Origin of the sequence: Pseudoalteromonas sp. SWYJZ19 (assembly GCF_015864375.1) — a bacterium.
GTDB lineage: Bacteria > Pseudomonadota > Gammaproteobacteria > Enterobacterales > Alteromonadaceae > Pseudoalteromonas > Pseudoalteromonas arctica.
The window spans coordinates 54242-72552 of record NZ_JADYXI010000003.1; the positions used below are offsets into that span (position 1 = coordinate 54242).

Consider the following 18311-nt stretch of genomic DNA (forward strand, 5'->3'; position numbering starts at 1 on the left):
CATAGTCGTAACAGCTTGTTAACGTTTACGTAAACTGTATTTATCATTCAAACGTATTTTATACATTTTCATTTTATTTCAATTGGTTAGCTTAATTTTTTGAATTGGCTTTACTATTAAATTGGTAAGTTGGTTATTAATGCGACATTAGTCTAATGCTTGAGATGATTTTATTTTTGTTATTAATATTCAATAAGATAGAAATAAAATGAAAGTTTTATTTTAAATTCAAGCCTCACACTTAACCTCAGTTCTGGTATTGTGTTAATCCCTCATAGGGTTGAGGGACTATTTAAAATAATAAGGTTTAATAACAACATGACTGCCGTACTCATTATTGTTGCTTTAAGTTATATAGGTGTGCTGTTTTGGCTCGCCAATTGGGGCGATAAAACAACCCCTTTGGCGAAGCGTATTAGCCATCACCCTTTTGTGTATTCACTCTCACTTGGGATTTACTGTACCTCTTGGACTTACTACGGCTCAGTGGGTACAGCCGCCACCAGCAGTTGGAGTTATTTGCCAATATTATTGGGGCCTGCGCTGCTGTTTTTATTCGGCCAAGGGTTTTTACGTAAGCTGGTACTGGTAAGCAAAAAACAAAACATAACCACTATTGCTGACTTTATTTCAGCTCGTTACGGCAAACGCCAAACTACCGCTATTATGGTTACTGTAATCGCCTTACTAGCGACTATTCCCTATATTGCACTGCAATTAAAAGCGCTTAGTACTAGCTTTTTACTTTTGCAAAACAGTAATAAAATATCAGGCGATATGCTCGCGCTTTCTGCCACATTAATTATGGCCTTATTTGCAATATTTTTTGGTACCCGCAAAGTGGACGTAACAGAGTATCGCTCTGGGTTAATGCTTGCTGTCGCGTTTGAATCGATGATTAAACTTATTGCACTTATTGCTGTAGCAGGCCTTGCTGTTTACACCTTATTTAATATGCCAGAGCCTACTTCAAATAAAGTAACCGAGTCGATTTGGGCTCATTGGAGCGACTTTAACTTTTTTAGTTTTAACTTTATTGGCCAGTCTTTAATGGCTGCGGCGGCTATTATATGTTTACCACGCCAGTTCCATGTAACCGTGGTCGACAATCAAAACAAACGCCACTTACTTACCGCTCGCTGGGCTTTCCCGCTGTATTTACTATTAACTGCCGCAATGATTTTACCTATTGCGACTGCGGCAATTCATCCTGAAATTGGCAGCGGCTATTCACCCGACAGCTTTGTACTTGCCCTACCGTTAATTAACGACAACGCCTTTTTAACTACCTTTGTATTTATAGGTGGTTTATCGGCCGCCACCGCAATGATAGTGGTAGCAACGCTTACATTAAGCACGATGATTTCAAACGATGTGGTATTACCCCTAATGCTACGTCGTAAATTTAAACGCAACTTAATTACTACCAGTTATAAGTCTCGAATTTTACTTGTAAGGCGCTTTGCTATTGCAGGCATATTAATTTTGGCCTATTTCTATCAACAATGGTTTGGCCATAGCAGCGCGCTGGCAAGTATGGGCTTAGTTGCTTTTTCACTTGTTACTCAATTATTACCCGCTATTGTGGGCGGTTTATACTGGCGAAAAGGCCATGCTTATGGGGTTTATGCAGGTTTAGTAGCGGGCTTTATTTGCTGGGTACTATTTTTAATGCTGCCAATACTCGATGCCGGAGCAACGCTTGATAGCGAGCTACAACAAACGCTTATAACGCGTGGAACCTTGATAGCTTTGTTTGCCAATATTGGGTGTTATATTAGTTTTTCACTTGGGGCTGAGGAGCGCTTAATTGATAAGATTCAGGCAGCTGCTTTTGTTAACCCTAAAGATCAGGCTATTTTATCAAGGCGCTTAAATAAAGACGTAAAAGCCACTGTTTACGACTTTAAAATACTACTACAAACCTTTTTAGGTATTCAGCGCAGCCAACAAGTATTGGCGCATTACGCACTCGCCCATCACTTAAGCGATAACAACGCACACCCAGAGCCTGAATTTATAGCCTACTGCGAACGCGCGTTAACAGGCGTGCTGGGCGCATCTTCCGCACAAGCATTAATACATACGGTATCGTCGGGTAAGCGTATGGCGTTTGAAGAAGTTGTAAACTTTTTTGACGAAACCACACAAGCGTTGCAATTTAATCAAAATCTGTTATTTACCTCACTCGAAAATTTAAGCCATGGTATTTCAGTTGTCGATAAAGATTTAAAGCTAGTAGCTTGGAATAAACGCTACAGCGAAATGTTTGGCTATCCTGAAGGATTTTTAGAAGTAGGCCAACCCATAGAAGATATTATTAGATACAACGCTAACCGTGGTGAATGTGGCCCTGGCGAAATAGAACGCCAAGTAGAAAAACGTGTGCAGCATTTAAAATACGGCAGCTCGCATCACTTTATTCGCCACCGTCGTAATGGCCAAGTATACGAAATGATTGGTAATCCGCTGCCCGATGGCGGATTTGTTACCAGCTTTTCGGATATTACCAATCACATAAGTACGCAAAATGCGCTTGAAGAAGTAAACATGGATCTTGAAAACCGCATAGAAGCGCGAACTCAAGAAGTGCAAACCATTAATAGAGACTTACAAGCTCAAATAGATAGCCGTGTACAAACCGAGCAAGCACTTACTTTAGCCAAACGAGAAGCTGAGCAAGCCAACGACAGTAAAACGCGCTTTCTAGCACTGGCGAGCCACGACATTTTACAGCCGTTAAACGCAGCACGTTTATACCTTGCTGCCATTGACGAAAAGCAACTCGACAGCACTAACCAAAACAGCTTTGAAAAATTAGGCGACAGTCTCGATTCAACCGTGCATTTAATGTCGGCACTACTTGAAATAGCCAAGCTAGAACAAGGCGCTATGACCCCAACTCCTCGCCACTTTTATATTGAAGATATTTTAGCGCCATTGCAAAGTGAATACGCTATTTTATCAAGTGATAAAGGCCTTAAGCTTAGTGTGCGTTCTAACCAGCAAATTGTGCATAGCGATATAACCTATTTGCGCCGAATTATTCAAAACTTGGTCTCTAATGCAGTTAAATACACCGATAATGGCCGTGTATTAATTGCCTGTAGGAACCGAAAGCACAATTTACGAATAGAAGTATGGGATACAGGCCCTGGTATTAGCGAAGTAGAGCAAGCTAAAATATTTAACGACTTTTACCGTGTTGAGTCGGGCGATAACAAAGGCGTAGGCTTAGGCTTAGGTGTTGTAAAACGTATGGCTGACTTATTAAGTTTGCCGCTTGATGTGCATTCTGAGCCAAATAAAGGTAGCCGTTTTAGCATTGAGGTACCTTATGGTGACGAGCCGTTTGTACAACAAAAAAGTACGACAAACAGCCTAATAGAAAACCGTGCAGCAATTAATATTGTTGCCGTAGACGACGACCCTGAAAACCTAGCTGCAATGGCAAGCTTACTTAAAAAGTGGCAAGCTAATTACACGCTATTTGATAATGTAAATAATGTACTGGCGCATGCTAAAGAAAACGGTGCACCCGATGTTATTTTAATGGACTACCAATTAGGCAATGACTGCGATGGCATAACGCTAATTAAAACCCTGCGCGAAATTTGGCAAAGCCAAGTACCCGCTATTTTAATTACCGCAGTACGCGACACCGAGCTTAAACAAGAAACCAAAGCCGCTAATATTCATTATTTAAGTAAACCAATTAAACCGGGCAAACTAAAGGCACTGCTTAATCACAGTACATAGTCATCTAGTTAAAAGTATTCTAGTAAAAAGTGCTCTAGTTAAAAGCTATCAAGTAATAGCGTAAAACAAAAAGCCCAGTATCTTCACTGGGCTTTGCTTTATAAAGTATTCATAAAGTTAAACTGGATTTACTCGGCTTCTAAGCTTTTGAAACAACCAACTTAACCCCACCAACGAAAGCCCTAATCCAATAAACGAAAGCGCTTTAAGTAAGCCCTCCAAGTTAGCCATATCAATTAAAAACACTTTAACAATAACTGCAGCTAGTAAGCCTAAGCCTACTTTTTGTATTAATAATTGATTTTTTAAATGACCAAAAATAACAGTACCCGCACCCAATACTAACCAAATAATAGAGTAGCTATAGAGCTCTGCATTGCTCGCCCCTTTTGATAAGTAAATATAAGGCCCTTGCCAGTATTGGCGAATAAAGCTGTTTATTGCCAATAATATAAACCCACCTGCAACGGCCAATATAAATGGCGTAGCTTTAGCGTTTATTGGTTTTACAAGCTTGGCCAGCCAAAGCGTTAATCCTGCAGGTACTAACCACAATAGTAATAACCAGTTAAATATTGGCAGCTCACCTATGTAAAGTGATTCAAATAATGGGTTGTCGTCAAGCAGTGTTTTAATAGCAAAAAGCCCTGCTAACCCTACAAGTGCAAAGCCCGCCACTTGGTATAACTTAGCTAAAGTACCGGCAAGTTTTGCTCTGTGTAAATACACACACCCTAATGCCAGCCAGTTACAGGTAAGGAGTATTTGTTCGTAAAAGTTAAGTGAATCAAATTGCGGATAATGCCCTACTAACTGATAACTTGTTTCGGTTGTAATAAAAAGCGCTAAACAATGAAGGGCTGCACCTTCCAGCCATATTTTAAGTTTTGATGAGTCAAAGCACTTAGCTGCGGCAAAAAATAACGCGATACATAACGGATAAACCACAATACTCCAATGCAAACCAAATACCGTAAGTGCATCGTAACTTGGCGTCCAAGGTGAAAGCGTTAAGCGCAGTAATAACACAGCAACCAAGGCTTTTATAGGCCAATGCGGCATAGGCACGTTATAGCGCTTAATAAGTACGCTTATAAGTAACACTTGCACAGCAAGAGCAATGGTTAAGCCGCTGTCACTTAGTAGCATGGTAATTGCTAACGTAATATTGGCATTAGCCCCTACCCAGTAGGTAAAACGCTGAAAAAGCGTTGTATTATGCTGCGCACACTTTATTAAAATAGCCGCCACTACAAACAATACAACGGCCCAAAGTGGATATGCAGTACTTAACGCAGAATTAGGAATAAGCGTATATAAAGTCGCTATCATTACAAATACACTAAATGCCCCCGTAATATGAAACGCTAAACGCTTAATCTGTTTTTTACCGTAATAAAGCCCAAAAGTGGTAAGTAACAATCCGAGTAATAAACCCAAACCGTATTCATTTTTGAATATAAAGAGCGCATCATCAAATAGGTTTGGCGAAAGGTGCGTGCGCTCAGCACTTATAACCAATAGCGCTGCACTTGCTAATGCTACTGCTTGCCAAATATCCCAGCGGCTATTTTTAAGGACTAAAAATAACATTAGTACAATACTCAACACACCGATTGTTTGCCACTGCATATCAAAGTGACTTATTAGCATGGTAAATAATAAGGGCGCTATAAAGGCGAGTAATAATGCATGATCTGGAAGCACTTTAATTAAGCGTTTTAAACTGTGTGGGCGGTGCTCTATAACATTCAATTTTAAGCCCAATCGCGGTATAGCAATTAACCCAATAATACTCAGTAGAGCAAACGTTCCCATTAACCAAACGGTATTAACTTTAAGTAGCGTAAAACCAACTAAATACCAGCCAATGTGCCCAGCCCATAGTAAATACCATAGCCAAATACGTTGTACTTTATGTGCAACTAACGCGGCTGACAAACTTACAAAGCCAACATACATAAATAATGCAAACAAGTTACCACTGCCAGTGCTAACCCATATTGGTACACTATAAGCGCCAATAATACCTAGTACAGCCAATAATGGGCCGAGCCTAAGCGCCATTGCACTTGCGCTAATTGCAATAGCTGCCAGTGCAAAAAATGCCACGGTAGAGCTAAGCATATCGTAGCTACTGTAAGCTAAAAGCGTTAAAGCAAAACAGGTAATAAACCCGCCGCTTGCAAGCGCTGCGGGTATGTAATTATTAAAGCCTTCAAATACAATGCGTTTATGGTGTAAATAAGCCGCGGCTGCAATTAGGCCAAGCCCAAATAAGCCGCCTAAACTCAGCCTCATTACAGGCGATAGTAACCCCGCTTCTAGGCTATATTTAGCTAAAAATATGCCCCCAAACGCAAGCGCTATTGCGCCTATCCAGGTCATCCAGTTCTCTTCAAACCCTGCACGTAATTTATTAAATAGTAATTCTATGGCTGATGCTTCAGCTGGTTTGGCTTTTTTAGGAGGCGCTGATGGCTGATTTATTACAGGTGGCGACAAGTTTTGGGACGTTAAGTTTGGCTGTGCTTTATGAGCAATAGGCTCTGATCTTGAAAGCGCTGCCTGAGCCGTAGATGCTTCACTTTGAGGTTCTCTTTGCGATATCGATTTATGTGTTTGTAGATGTGTTATTTTGGCTCTTAAAACAGCCACTTCTTGTTTTAATCCATTTAACTGCACTAGCGCTATTAAGCCGCAAATAGCACCGGCAACTACAACCAGTATTACTATGACGGCTAACCCAACTAAATCATCCATGGCACACTCTTATTAATTATTATGCCCTGAGTGTACCTAATTATTAATGAGTAGGTAAATTTTGTTCAATAAAAAAGCCTAAGTACTTAAAGTGCTTAGGCTTTATGCTACTTAATATGTTTAGATTTATTCAACACTATCGGTAATAGTGCGCTCTAGGGTCATTTTATAACCTGAGCTTGTTGTTTCATCATGCTCTAAAATCAATATGTAGTTACCCTCTTGTGTAAAGTCCATATCGCTTTGCTGAATAAGCACAATTTGCTGGCCATTATCTTCATATACAACATAAACCGTGTAAATTTCGTTATCTACAACCTGCTCTTCTTGGTCATACTTATCTAGGCCATCGACTACGTTACTGGTGTCGTCTACCGTTTCGCCGTTAAGTGTAAAGTACACATCTACATCTGAAACCGATTGCCCTGCGTAGCTTTCAATTAGGTTTACAACCGATACCGTATGGCTGTAACTACTTGGTGTTAGGTTTTCTTCAACGCTCAACATACGTAAACCGTTATCAACGTCGTTATAAAAAATACCCACCGCACTTTGCTCACGCTCTAGCGTCATTAAAAAGTTATCAGCTAGTTTTGTACCTTCTTCGTCGTACATCGCTACGCTGTAACTATTAGGCGAAAGTTCAACATAATCGGTATAAGAGTCACTAGCGACTATATTTGTTGTGTTTACAGTTGTACCGCGTGTAGCAGAAAAGCTCACTGGCGAGTAGTCATCAACCGTATTTATAAAACGTAATTGCCCCAGGGCAGATTGATGTTTAAGCTCAGTAACGTAGTTGTTATCGGTTACTACATCAAGCGTAATACCGCCTTCTTCTGTAGCGTAACTTGGGCGGATCATTGCTACATAGCTTGCTTCGTCGTATAAATAAACAGATGACGACTCGTACACAACATCACTGCTGCCCGCTTCGGTTATGTAAATAGTGTAATAACCTTCATCAACGCTTTGCAGATCTAACTCACTTAAATATTGAGCCGATGAAAAAAGTGTCGCGCTTTCAAATACGCCATCATCAGTTGCTAAGTAAATATCGTAGTTAGTATCCTCCCCTGCAATATTATAAAACCCTAAGTTAAACTCACCCGTATCGCTTGTAATAGGTACGCTAAGCTCTGTAAATGTAGGCTCATCAAAATTGCCGCTCATTACTACTAACTGTGTTTTGTCACCTTTAATAGAAATTTCTTGGTCGCTAATTGTTATATAGCTGTCGTTAGCATCTAGGTACTCAAAACTTACATCATAAGTGCCTGTGCTGTAGTTATGGCGAGTAGTTACATCGGCAAAATCAGCGCCTGAACGTTCTGTTTCTTCAACAAATAGACGTGTGTATGGGCTGTTATACGAGCCATTATACATTTGAATGTAGCCTGTTGAGCTTGAGCTATCATCAGAGCCACAGCCCGACAAAACAGTAATTAGAGTTAAGGGTAATGCAGCTTTTAAAAGGGAGTTGGTCATTAAGGTTATTCCTTATTATTAATATCCCCATTATGACCCAAACATTCTATTTTAATTTCATGATTTACAAAGCATTACCCTCACTGACATTTCCTTACGAAAACGTTAAAAAGTGTAGTAAATGTGCAAACAATAAGGACGTGTTTTTATATAATTAAAAACGCTTACGGGGCAACTTCAAAACGATCTCGACCATTCTTTTTAGCTAAATATAAAGCTTGGTCGGCGCGTTTCATTACTTTATCTAAAGGCTCATTAGGCATTTGCATTGCAACACCTATACTCACTGTTAAGTGGCGAATATTTTGAATATTAATAGTATGCGCAATGGTAATTAATTGCTGTGAAAAATCACAAGCTTGCAACATGTTGCTTATAGGTAAGTAGCCACCAAACTCCTCACCACCTAAGCGAGAAAATTTATTATTATGTACAAAAGCATTGTCATATTTGGTTGCTAATTCTTTAAGTACTAAATCACCGACATCGTGACCAAATTCGTCATTAATAGCTTTAAAGTGGTCTATATCGATAATTAAAATAACGTAAGGCGAGTTCTGAGCATCTTTAGCGTGCTGATAAAAATAACGTCTGTTATGTACCTTGGTTAAATCATCAATAATTAGCTCACGCGCTAATCGATTATTAATACTTTGTACAAAGCGCATCGTTTTAAATAAACCATAGGAAGTTAAAAGCATGCCGCTGGTTCTGCATAAATCTTCAAAATAAATACTTACCCAGTAAGGCTGTCTCACTATCTCATCGATTAAATCAGCTGTATTACCCATGGACCAAAGCATTAATCCGAGAGTCGAAAATGTATATGCAAGCTTTGAAAGTTTGGAGCACTGAACCATCCAAAATAAAAAAATAAGAACAATTAAATTAATAAAATCGGTAGTAAAACCGTAAACATTATTTTGAACTTGTAAAGGAGGAAAGTTAGTTAGGGAGTAGGCTGAAAAAATAACAATATAAGCTAATAAAAATAGGCTTACAGTTTTATTTTTCCAGCTCATTTTAAAAAAATTAGAAAGCCTGATAGTGAGTTTTACAGTTTCAATCATATTAACCCTAAGCTTTTCGATACTATATTAAAAAACTATAGCACATTACCAAAAAGGCTTATTAGAATAAGCTGGTTAATAACCTTTAATAATGAGCTTAAATCACCAAACTTAATCCCCAAACTCCTAACACAAGTAAGGTTATTAAAACCATTGCCTTAGTTTTATGTTTACTAATGATTCGCTCAGCTTCATTACCTGCATAATAAACAATAATAGCCAGACCAAAGTAACGAATAGAACGCGCAATACCCGAGGCCAACAAAAACAGCCAAATAGAGTACTTAGTCGCGCCAGCTGCAAGCATCGCTATTTGAAACGGAATAGGCACTATGCCTAGTGTTATTACAAACCAAAAACCTTGATCTTGCATTTGCTGTTTAACGTTTTCAAATTGCTCAGGGCTCGAAAACGTATTAATAATCCAATCGCCAACCGCATCAAATAAATAATAACCCAACGCATAACCAAACAATGCGCCCACTATGCAGCCTAAAGTAGCCATTAGCGCAATAAGCCATAGCTTTTCACGACGAGCTTGCATTAGTGGTACTAATACAGCTTCGAGTGGAATAGGAACTATGGTTGACTCTAAAAATGATGCCACAGTAATACCGCTAAGCATATGCTTAGAGTCAATAAAATTACGCGTTTTTTCTTTTAGCTTTTTTTGAATGGCCATAGTAAATCCTTTTCACTTATCAGTAAGAACAAGAGTATTCAATGAGCTAATAATTACATATTTAGGTTAATACACGCTGAAAACACAGTACTAAATTTATCACGCCCTACTGCATTAACAAATTAGTAATATCCATAAGAATATTTTATTATGTGCCCATGCAGTTAGATTCCCTATCACAGTAGTTATTAATTTATGCAAAGTGCGCGTTTTATTCCCTTTAGAAAGCAAGATATTGTTGATATGTGTAGCGAAGAGCTTAAAAGCAGTACACAAAAAACATCGTTTAAACAATTTTGCGATTTACTAGCAAGCCTTATTCATTACGATTATCACTCAACACTTGAGTCACTTAAAAACAACTACGCCCCTTTTGATCCCAACAGTGACACGCGATCGTTAGCGCCAGTATCGGCGGATCAAAAAGCGCAGTGCCAACATGAGTTTGCTAAAGATTTTGCTAAGGTGCTTAATGCCGCTAATTTTGAAGTGATCACCAATGAAGACTTACAAGATGCATTAAACGAAGAGTCACTATTTAAGGTGCGCCTTGAAGTTGAATTTGACGACTTTGAAGAAGTGGTTTTTTATCGCCGTGGCGAGTCGCAACTCACTGAAACCATTACCAGCTTTTGGGGCCTTCGTAAAAAACCGCTGCACTTTACTAATTACGACCGTGTTGCCGTGTTTATTCGCTTTAAAGACAGCGCTTATTTTGAAGCTAAAAATAAAACGCCAATGGGATTTGAGCCAAGCTCAACCATAGTAAAGCTGTTTCAAAATGTGCCAAAGGCCGATCTCGAAATGCTATTTCCTAATAGCGAAGTACGCATGCGCCCTATTGATAAAGCAATTATTGGCTCATCGGCTTTAGTTGGCGGTGCAGTGGTACTTATAACTAAACTTGGCGCATCAATCGTATTATTGCTTGCTCTGTTTGCTTTTTGGGGTGGTTTTAGAAGTGAAGCTGTAGAAATGACCCAACAACATTTTATTACCTTTGCTATTGGCATGGGAGTATTTGGCAGCTTTATTTTTAAAGAATGGAGTAAGTTTAAAAACCGTAAAATTAAATTTATGAAAGCGCTTAGCGATAACCTCTACTTTAAAAACCTTGATAATAACGCGGGTGTTTTTCACACGCTTATTGACGCTGCCGAAGAAGAAGACATAAAAGAAGCCCTGCTTGCGTATACCTTTTTACTAAAATCAGAAAGCGGCTTAACCGCCCAAACGCTTGATGAACAAATAGAGCATTGGTTTAAAAGCAAATACCAGTGCGATCTTGATTTTGAAATTAGCGACGCACTTGAAAAGCTGGTACGTATGCGTTTGGTAACGTGCACTAGTGATGTGTATAGCGCAATCAATTTAGAACACGCAAAAACGATATTAGATGAGCGTTGGGATAATCTTTTTCAATATAATTAATGTAGTATTTTTGCTAAATAATACCCAAATAAAAAAGCAGCTGTAAGTACAGCTGCTTTTTTTATTACATTATCAGTAGCTAGTATTTAAGCTAATTCAGCTTCTGCTTTTTTAGTAAATTTAGAATGTACTAACTTATAAAGCGCAGGCAATATTAACAGTGTCAGTAAAGTTGATGAAATAATCCCGCCAACCACTACTGTCGCGAGAGGTTTTTGCATTTCAGAACCCGTTCCCGAATTAAGCGCCATAGGTATAAAGCCTAAACTTGCCACCAGCGCCGTCATCAGTACTGGGCGCAAGCGCTGTAATGCACCGCTGTGAATTGCATCAAACAAACTTAAACCATCGCTTCGTAACTGCTTTATAAACGACAGCATAACTACGCCGTTTAATACCGCGACACCACTTAGGGCAATAAAGCCGACACCCGCTGATATTGAAAGCGGCATATCGCGCAGCAATAACGCAAGCACACCACCCGTTAATGCCAGTGGCACACCACTAAATATAATCAATGAATCACGAAGCGATCCAAAGGCGCTATACAGTAAGCCAAATATAAGCAGTAAAGTGACCGGCACAACCAACGACAATCGCTTACTTGCTGATTGTAGCTGCTCAAACGTGCCGCCGTATTCAAGCCAATAGCCACTTGGTAAGTTAAGTGATTCATTCATGCTTGCTTGCGCATCACTTACAAAGCTTGCTAAATCGCGCCCTTCCACATTGGCAGTTACCACTACGTTACGTTTACCGCTTTCGCGGTTTATTTGATTAGGCCCTTTTTCAATGCTAATTGTTGCCACTTCGCCAAGCGGTACAAACGCAAGTTCTGGGTTACTATCTTTAGGTAAAGCAACTGGCAAACGAGCAAGTGCTGATACATCGCTAGACCAACGTTTATCAAGGCGTACTAATAACGAAAAACGTTTATCGCCTTCGTAAATTAGTCCGGTTTGCACACCACCAACAGCGGCGGCAAGTGTCTGTTGAATATCGTTTACGCTTAAACCCAATAACGCCATATGGTCGCGCATTGGTGTTACCGAAAGTGTTGGCAATCCTTCCATTTGCTCCAAACGTACATCGGTAGCACCTGCAATATTACGCATTAGCCCTGTGGCTTTTTCGCCAAACTCTTTAAGTACGCTTAAGTCGTCACCATAAATACGCAGTGCCACATCGGCGCGCACGCCAGCAATTAACTCATTAAAGCGCATTTCTATTGGTTGTGTAAATTCGTAATTATTACCAGGGACATCGTTAACACGGGTACGAATTTGCTGAACCAATTCTGCTTTAGTAAGTGCTGGATTAGGCCACTCTTCTTGCGGTTTAAGTATTAAAAAAGTATCGGCAACATTGGGCGGCATAGGATCGCTTGCTACATCGGCAGTACCAATTTTTGAAAATACGTTAGCAACCTCAGGCTGATCTAATATGGCTTGCTCAAGCTCTTTTTGCATTTGCACAGATTGCTCAATACCGGTGCCAGTAATGCGCAGCGCGTGCATAGCAATATCCCCCTCATCAAGTTTCGGTAAAAATTCTGCGCCCATGTTTTTAACTTTAAAACCAAGCACTAATACTAATGCAGTGGCAATACCCACCATCAGCCACGGTAATTTAAGCGATATACCAAGTAATGGCTTATACACTTTTTTAACGCCGCGCATGACTGCGTTTTCGGTTTCATCAACCTTACCGCGAACAAACACTGCAATAGCAGCGGGTACAAAGGTAACGCCAAATATAAGCGCGCCAATTAACGCCGCAACTACAGTAAATGCCATTGGCTGAAACATTTTGCCTTCAACGCCGCTTAGTGCAAATAAAGGTAAGTAAACCAGCATAATAATAACAATGCCAAATACAGCCGGTGTAAATACTTCTTTGGTGGCTGCGGTCACTACATTTAAACGCTCGTTTAAGGTAAGTAGCCTGCCATGTTTATGCTGAGCCATACCTAATTGGCGCAGGCAGTTTTCAACTACAATTACAGCGCCATCAACAATTAAACCAAAGTCGATTGCACCTAGGCTCATTAGGTTACCCGATACGCGATTACCCACCATACCTGTAACGGCAAACAACATACTTAACGGAATAACCATTGCCGTAATAAGCGCGCCCGTTACATTACCCAGCAGTAATAGCAAAATAACTATCACTAAAACGGCACCTTCAAATAAGTTGGTTTGCACGGTTGCTATGGTTTTATCAACAAGAGTTGTACGGTCGTAAACTGCCTCAACAATAACGCCAGCGGGTAAGCTTTTTTGCACATCAACTAACTTATCAGCCATGGCTTTTGCCACTATGCGGCTGTTTTCGCCAATTAGCATCATGGCGGTGCCGAGCACGGTTTCTTCGCCGTTATAAGTGGCCGCGCCGGTTCTAAGCTCTTTGCCTAAAAGCACGTTAGCCACATCTTTAATGCGTACAGGTGCATCGTCGCGCTTAGCTATAACGGTATTGGCTATGTCTTCTAGCGTTTTAAGCTGCCCAGGCGAGCGTACTAAATATTGCCCGTCAAAGCGCTCAATATAGCCTGCGCCTCGGTTACTGTTATTAACCTCAAGTGCACTAATTACATCGCTAATAGTAAGCTTATAGGCAATGAGTTTTTCGGGCACTGGCGCTACTTGGTATTGGCGCTCAAAACCACCTTGGCTGTTTATTTCGGTTACGCCTTTTACTTTTAAAAGCTGCGGACGAATAACCCAATCTTGTAAAGTACGTAAGTCTTCGGCGTTGTAAGCAGTGCCATCTTCTTTTAACGCATTAGGCGCGGCGTGCACACTATAAGTAAATATTTCGCCTAAACCACTGGCAATAGGACCCAAGTTTGGCTCTACGTTATTAGGTAAGTCGGAGCGAATACTTTGAATACGCTCACCAATTTGCTGACGCGCCCAATAAATATCGGTGCCTTCATTAAAAATAACCGTTACTTGTGAAAGCCCATAACGCGAAAGCGAACGGGTGTAGTCAAGCTTAGGTATGCCCGCCATGGCGGTTTCTACCAAATAGGTAATGCGCTGCTCTACCTCTAATGGCGTAAAGCCCTGCGCTTTGGTATTAATTTGCACTTGTACGTTAGTTATATCGGGTACTGCGTCTACCGCTAAATTTTGAATGTTGTATACACCAAATCCAGCAAATAAAAATGTAAGCGCAAGCACCAGCATGCGGCGTTTAACCGCAAAAGAAACTATCCAATTAATCATGGTGCCTCCTAGTGAGCGTGGCTTGCGCCGCTTTTTAAAATATCGGCTTTAATGACATAACTATTGTCTGTTACGTATTCGCTACCTGCGTTTAAGCCTGTAAGTACTTCTACCCACTCGCTATTTTTTGCACCTAAGGTAACGGGGCGCACTTCAAATACATTGTTTTTACGAACAAACACACTGGGTTGACCGTTAAACTCTTGAATTGCTCGTGGCTTTACACGCACGCTGGCATTTATTTTAGCCACACTTACATCGCTATTTATATGCATGCCTGGGCGCCAATGCCCGTCTGGATTATTAAGCTCTATACGGGCGCGCGCTATGTGCCCGCCAGTCATCATTGGGGCTATAAAAAACACTTTTCCTTGCGTATTTAAATGGTGATGCAAGTCGTACACTTTAGCGCTTTGACCAATGGCGAGTTTTTCAATGTTTTCAGGAAAAGCCGATAACTCAACCCATACTTTATCAAGGTTAACTACCTGCATAAGTGCGCTGGTGCTTGCAAGCTCGCCACGCTTTAAGTATTGCTCGGTTACAACGCCGCTAATTGGGCTTTTAATGGGGTAATTTTGCAGTGTTTCGCGGTTGGTTACATTGGCAAGTACTTCGCCTTTTTTAACGTTTTGACCAATGCTTACAAAAATATCACTGATCAATCCGGCATACGGCGCCATTACTTCTACCGTGCCGTGTTGTGTTGGAGCAATAACACCAAAAAGCGTATCGGTAATATCTACTTCACCACTTTGCGCTATCTCGGTTTTAATGCCTGCGCGCTCAATAGCTCGCTCTGTTAACGTGGTTTGCCCTTCGTGTTGATCGTACTCATAGCTAATGCTCTCACTGTTGTAATTAGCAGTAACGGTAAGTGCAAACGAATGCGGTTCGTTAATTGATTGCGTGCTCACAAGATAGTCGCCCTCAGCTGTAAACTGTATATTTTGCGGGGCTTCAACTAAGCGCTTTAAACTCATTGTTATGTTTAAGTCGTTTATATTAATCGGCTGATTTTGCTTATAGCCGTATACGCGCAGCTCAACATTACCTGCAAATTCTTGCAATTTAAGCTCAAGGGTTAATTTAGGATCAGTTAATAAAAAGCCGCCGTGTGGACCTTGCTTTTGCTCGTGTTGCTCTGTTTCTTTATGACCTGACTCGCCATGCTCAGCAGAGGCAAATACACCTGTGCTTACAAAGCTGCTGGCAAACGAAAGTGATACTAGTAATGCGATTATATTTTTATTCATGATTGATGAGTCTCAATTAAAGATTGGCCTGTTAAACGCTCAAGAGTAAGTAGCACTTGGTACAGCTCTGCGTGAGTTGTAATAAGTGTGCGTTTAGAATCAAAAAGTGCTTGTTGAGCATCAAGCAATTGCAACACCGAAATTTGTCCGCGTTGATAACTTTTTAAGCTTTGCTCAATCAATGTTTGTGCCTGAGGAATAATTTGATCAGATAATAGCTTTGCCTGATTAGCTCGACCTTGATAATAAGCGTACAAAGTACGTACTTGCTGGCGTAGCTGGATGCGCAATTGCCCTTGCTGCTCATTTAAAAGCATGAGCTGACTATTTGCAGCTGCAATATTGCCGCTATTAGAATTGCTTAATTGCAGTGGCATAGAAAACGAAAACACTAACGAGCTGGAGTCATTTTGCTGGTTATAGCGCACGCCTCCCCCTACGTTAATATCGGTTTGTCCGTTTGCTTTTTGTAGTGTTAAGTTGGCTGTTTGCTGTAAATATTGCTGCTGTAATAATGCAAATTCAGGAGCTTGGTTAACCGCATCTAAAAGTGCTTGTGCTGATTTAAGCGCAGTAATTACATTAATATTGCCAGCAAAAGTATCGTAGGGTTGCTCCTCACTCCACAGCTCGTTAAGCGATAAACTTGCTCGCTCAAATTCACTATTAAGCATGGCTTTATCAAGCTCTACTTGGCTAAGTGCATAACGCATGCGCGTTACATCAGCTTGCGACGCAGCACCCGCATTGGCTCTTTGTTCAATCGCTTTAAGCGCCTGGGTAACTACCTGTTTACGTTCACTATTTAAACTTAATAATGTTTGAAATTTAAGCCCTTGATAGTATCGCTCAGCAGTGGTTGCCAATAACGCTAAACGGGTATTTTGATACTGTATTGCTTGGGCTTTAATATTGGCGGTTGCGTAATTAATACGGCTTTGGCGCTTATCGCCCAGCTCTATTAATTGGCTTAAAGCCAGCGTGTACTGCGCCCCCGAAAACGCATGGGAGCCATGGGTTCCTAAAAAGTTTTCAGCTTCAAAACTCAGCTCAGGATTAGGCGAAAGTGCAGCTTGAGATTTAAGCGCACTCAATATTTTTTGATGATAAGGGTAGCGTTTTAATACCAGATTTTGTTGTTCGGTATTACTCAGTGCCTGCTTAAGGGTTAATGTTTTAACATTCGCCAAAGTACTAAAAGCAGGTAGCGCGCACATTAGCGCCACCAGCATAATTGGTTTTTTATTCATATAGCGTGTCCGTTTTTTAACAAACAGAGTTAACTTAATCACTACGCCTATTTTAAAAACAAGCGCGATCAAGCAACCTAAATATGTAAATAACTAGCCTAATAGCGCACAAGCGCAGGCCGTTTTTACAAAGTATTTAAAATTAAAAGCTAGCTATAAAAATTTGGTGGCGGTACATCTGGCGGGTAATTTAACCCGTTATAGCACGCAGGCGAAGTTGCTTTACTTTGCTCTGGGCTTATTGAATGGCTAGAGGTGCTGTTGTAGCCACAATGGCAATGTTGGTGGGCATGAATCTCGGTAGTTGATGTTTTATCGCTTTGGTTATCATCGGCTGTGGAGTCGCCTTGCGATAACGAACTGGTTACGTGATCAACGTCTTCTTGCAAATGATACGCAGCACCATCACAGCTAATAAAGCTGTGTACAAGCACTAATAATATCACTATTAAAAAACGGTTTGAGCGCATTACCTACCTAAAACTCTAAAATGCAATTTAAGAAATCGCACAATACCTTAAATTTATTCAAATGTAGAGAGCCGCTAACGTTATTTTCTAAATTCGCTTGGCGACACACCTACCGACTTCTTAAAACGTTTGGAAAAATTAAAAATATTAGAGTACCCCACATAACTTGCCACATGCGAAATTGGCCAAGCCGTGTTTAACAATAAGTTTTTAGCCCGTTCAATGCGTAAATAAATAAGTTGTTGTATTGGACTTTTACCAAATTGCGCTTGGCATAAACGATGCAAATGCGGCGATGAGTAATGCACATGTTCGCACATTACCTCTATTGTCCAATCAAACTGCAAGCGCTTATCTACCTCTTCAAACAGACTAATTAAACGATTATGCGCCGCACCCTGTGAATTATTTTGCAGCGTAGCATTTAAGTAATGACTTAAAATAGGCGTTACGCTTTCGCGTAAATTAGCATTGGGCTCGCTGTATAAAAGCTCCATAGCAAGGTGTAACGGTTCAAGTTTTTGCTCGGTTAATACCAATGCTTGCGCTAAGTTTAAATGCTGCCAACGTTTAGTATTTGCAAGGTTTAACCAAATAACATCCCAATGTTCAGCATCAATTTTCACTTCAAAGCTTTGCTTTGCTGGTAGCACAATAAGTGTATTGGCATTAAGTGTGTACTGCTCATTTTGTGTTGTTAAATTACCCTGCCCTGCAAGCGTATAAAAAAGTGTATGTTCTAGCGGTGCTGAGCGTGCTACGCAATAACGACCCGATAGGTTTGAGCAACCCGCAAGTGCTATTTCAAGGTTTGGCATTTGCGCGAGCGTTTGTGAATCAATAAAGCGTTCTATACAACGCGGACCAATATCAAGTATGTCTTTAATGTTATAGCGCATAATTAAAATG

At 40.4% G+C, this 18311-nt stretch carries 11 protein-coding genes; 2 read left to right on the forward strand and 9 right to left on the reverse strand.

Translation table 11 applies throughout. From position 1 onward, the window contains the following. Positions 1–318 precede the first annotated feature (318 nt). The gene (locus I6F45_RS03995; RefSeq protein WP_197119214.1) at positions 319–3759 is read left to right on the forward strand and encodes a PAS domain-containing hybrid sensor histidine kinase/response regulator; all 3441 of its coding nucleotides are present in this window, start codon (positions 319–321) and stop codon (positions 3757–3759) included. A 117-nt stretch (positions 3760–3876) separates the two neighbouring features. On the opposite strand, the gene I6F45_RS04000 is transcribed toward I6F45_RS03995, so the two are convergent. From I6F45_RS04000 to I6F45_RS04015, 4 genes are all read right to left on the reverse strand, one after another. Then, on the reverse strand, positions 3877–6522 hold the full coding sequence (locus tag I6F45_RS04000) for a DUF2339 domain-containing protein (protein ID WP_197159728.1): 2646 nt from the start codon (positions 6520–6522) through the stop codon (positions 3877–3879). 126 nt (positions 6523–6648) lie between these two features. After that, positions 6649–8010, reverse strand: a complete 1362-nt coding sequence (locus I6F45_RS04005) for a hypothetical protein (RefSeq protein ID WP_165727296.1) — start codon at positions 8008–8010, stop codon at positions 6649–6651. 164 nt (positions 8011–8174) lie between these two features. After that, positions 8175–9080 carry a GGDEF domain-containing protein gene (locus I6F45_RS04010; protein ID WP_197142074.1) on the reverse strand — a complete coding sequence of 302 codons (906 nt, stop codon included), beginning with the start codon at positions 9078–9080 and terminating at the stop codon, positions 8175–8177. A 97-nt stretch (positions 9081–9177) separates the two neighbouring features. Next, complete coding sequence (locus I6F45_RS04015; RefSeq protein WP_010554604.1) at positions 9178–9762, reverse strand: YqaA family protein; 585 nt, start codon at positions 9760–9762, stop codon at positions 9178–9180. Between the two features lie 195 nt (positions 9763–9957). Between I6F45_RS04015 and I6F45_RS04020 the strand changes: the two genes are divergently transcribed. Then, positions 9958–11193, forward strand: coding sequence for a TMEM143 family protein (locus I6F45_RS04020; RefSeq protein WP_010554605.1), 1236 nt, complete (start codon positions 9958–9960; stop codon positions 11191–11193). Between the two features lie 86 nt (positions 11194–11279). Here I6F45_RS04020 and I6F45_RS04025 read toward each other — a convergent pair whose 3' ends face one another. The 5 genes from I6F45_RS04025 to I6F45_RS04045 form a co-directional block, all read right to left on the reverse strand. Further along, a complete protein-coding gene (locus I6F45_RS04025; protein ID WP_197119217.1) occupies positions 11280–14426 on the reverse strand; it encodes an efflux RND transporter permease subunit in 3147 nt (1048 codons plus the stop codon). An 8-nt stretch (positions 14427–14434) separates the two neighbouring features. Then, positions 14435–15682 carry an efflux RND transporter periplasmic adaptor subunit gene (locus tag I6F45_RS04030; protein WP_197119218.1) on the reverse strand — a complete coding sequence of 416 codons (1248 nt, stop codon included), beginning with the start codon at positions 15680–15682 and terminating at the stop codon, positions 14435–14437. Beyond that, positions 15679–16932 carry a TolC family protein gene (locus I6F45_RS04035; protein WP_165740916.1) on the reverse strand — a complete coding sequence of 418 codons (1254 nt, stop codon included), beginning with the start codon at positions 16930–16932 and terminating at the stop codon, positions 15679–15681. The genes I6F45_RS04030 and I6F45_RS04035 overlap by 4 nt, the downstream gene beginning before the upstream one ends. 149 nt (positions 16933–17081) lie before the next feature. Further along, a complete protein-coding gene (locus I6F45_RS04040) occupies positions 17082–17402 on the reverse strand; it encodes a hypothetical protein (RefSeq protein ID WP_008135125.1) in 321 nt (106 codons plus the stop codon). An 80-nt stretch (positions 17403–17482) separates the two neighbouring features. Continuing rightward, the gene (locus I6F45_RS04045) at positions 17483–18301 is read right to left on the reverse strand and encodes an AraC family transcriptional regulator (RefSeq protein ID WP_165740917.1); all 819 of its coding nucleotides are present in this window, start codon (positions 18299–18301) and stop codon (positions 17483–17485) included. Positions 18302–18311 lie beyond the last annotated feature (10 nt).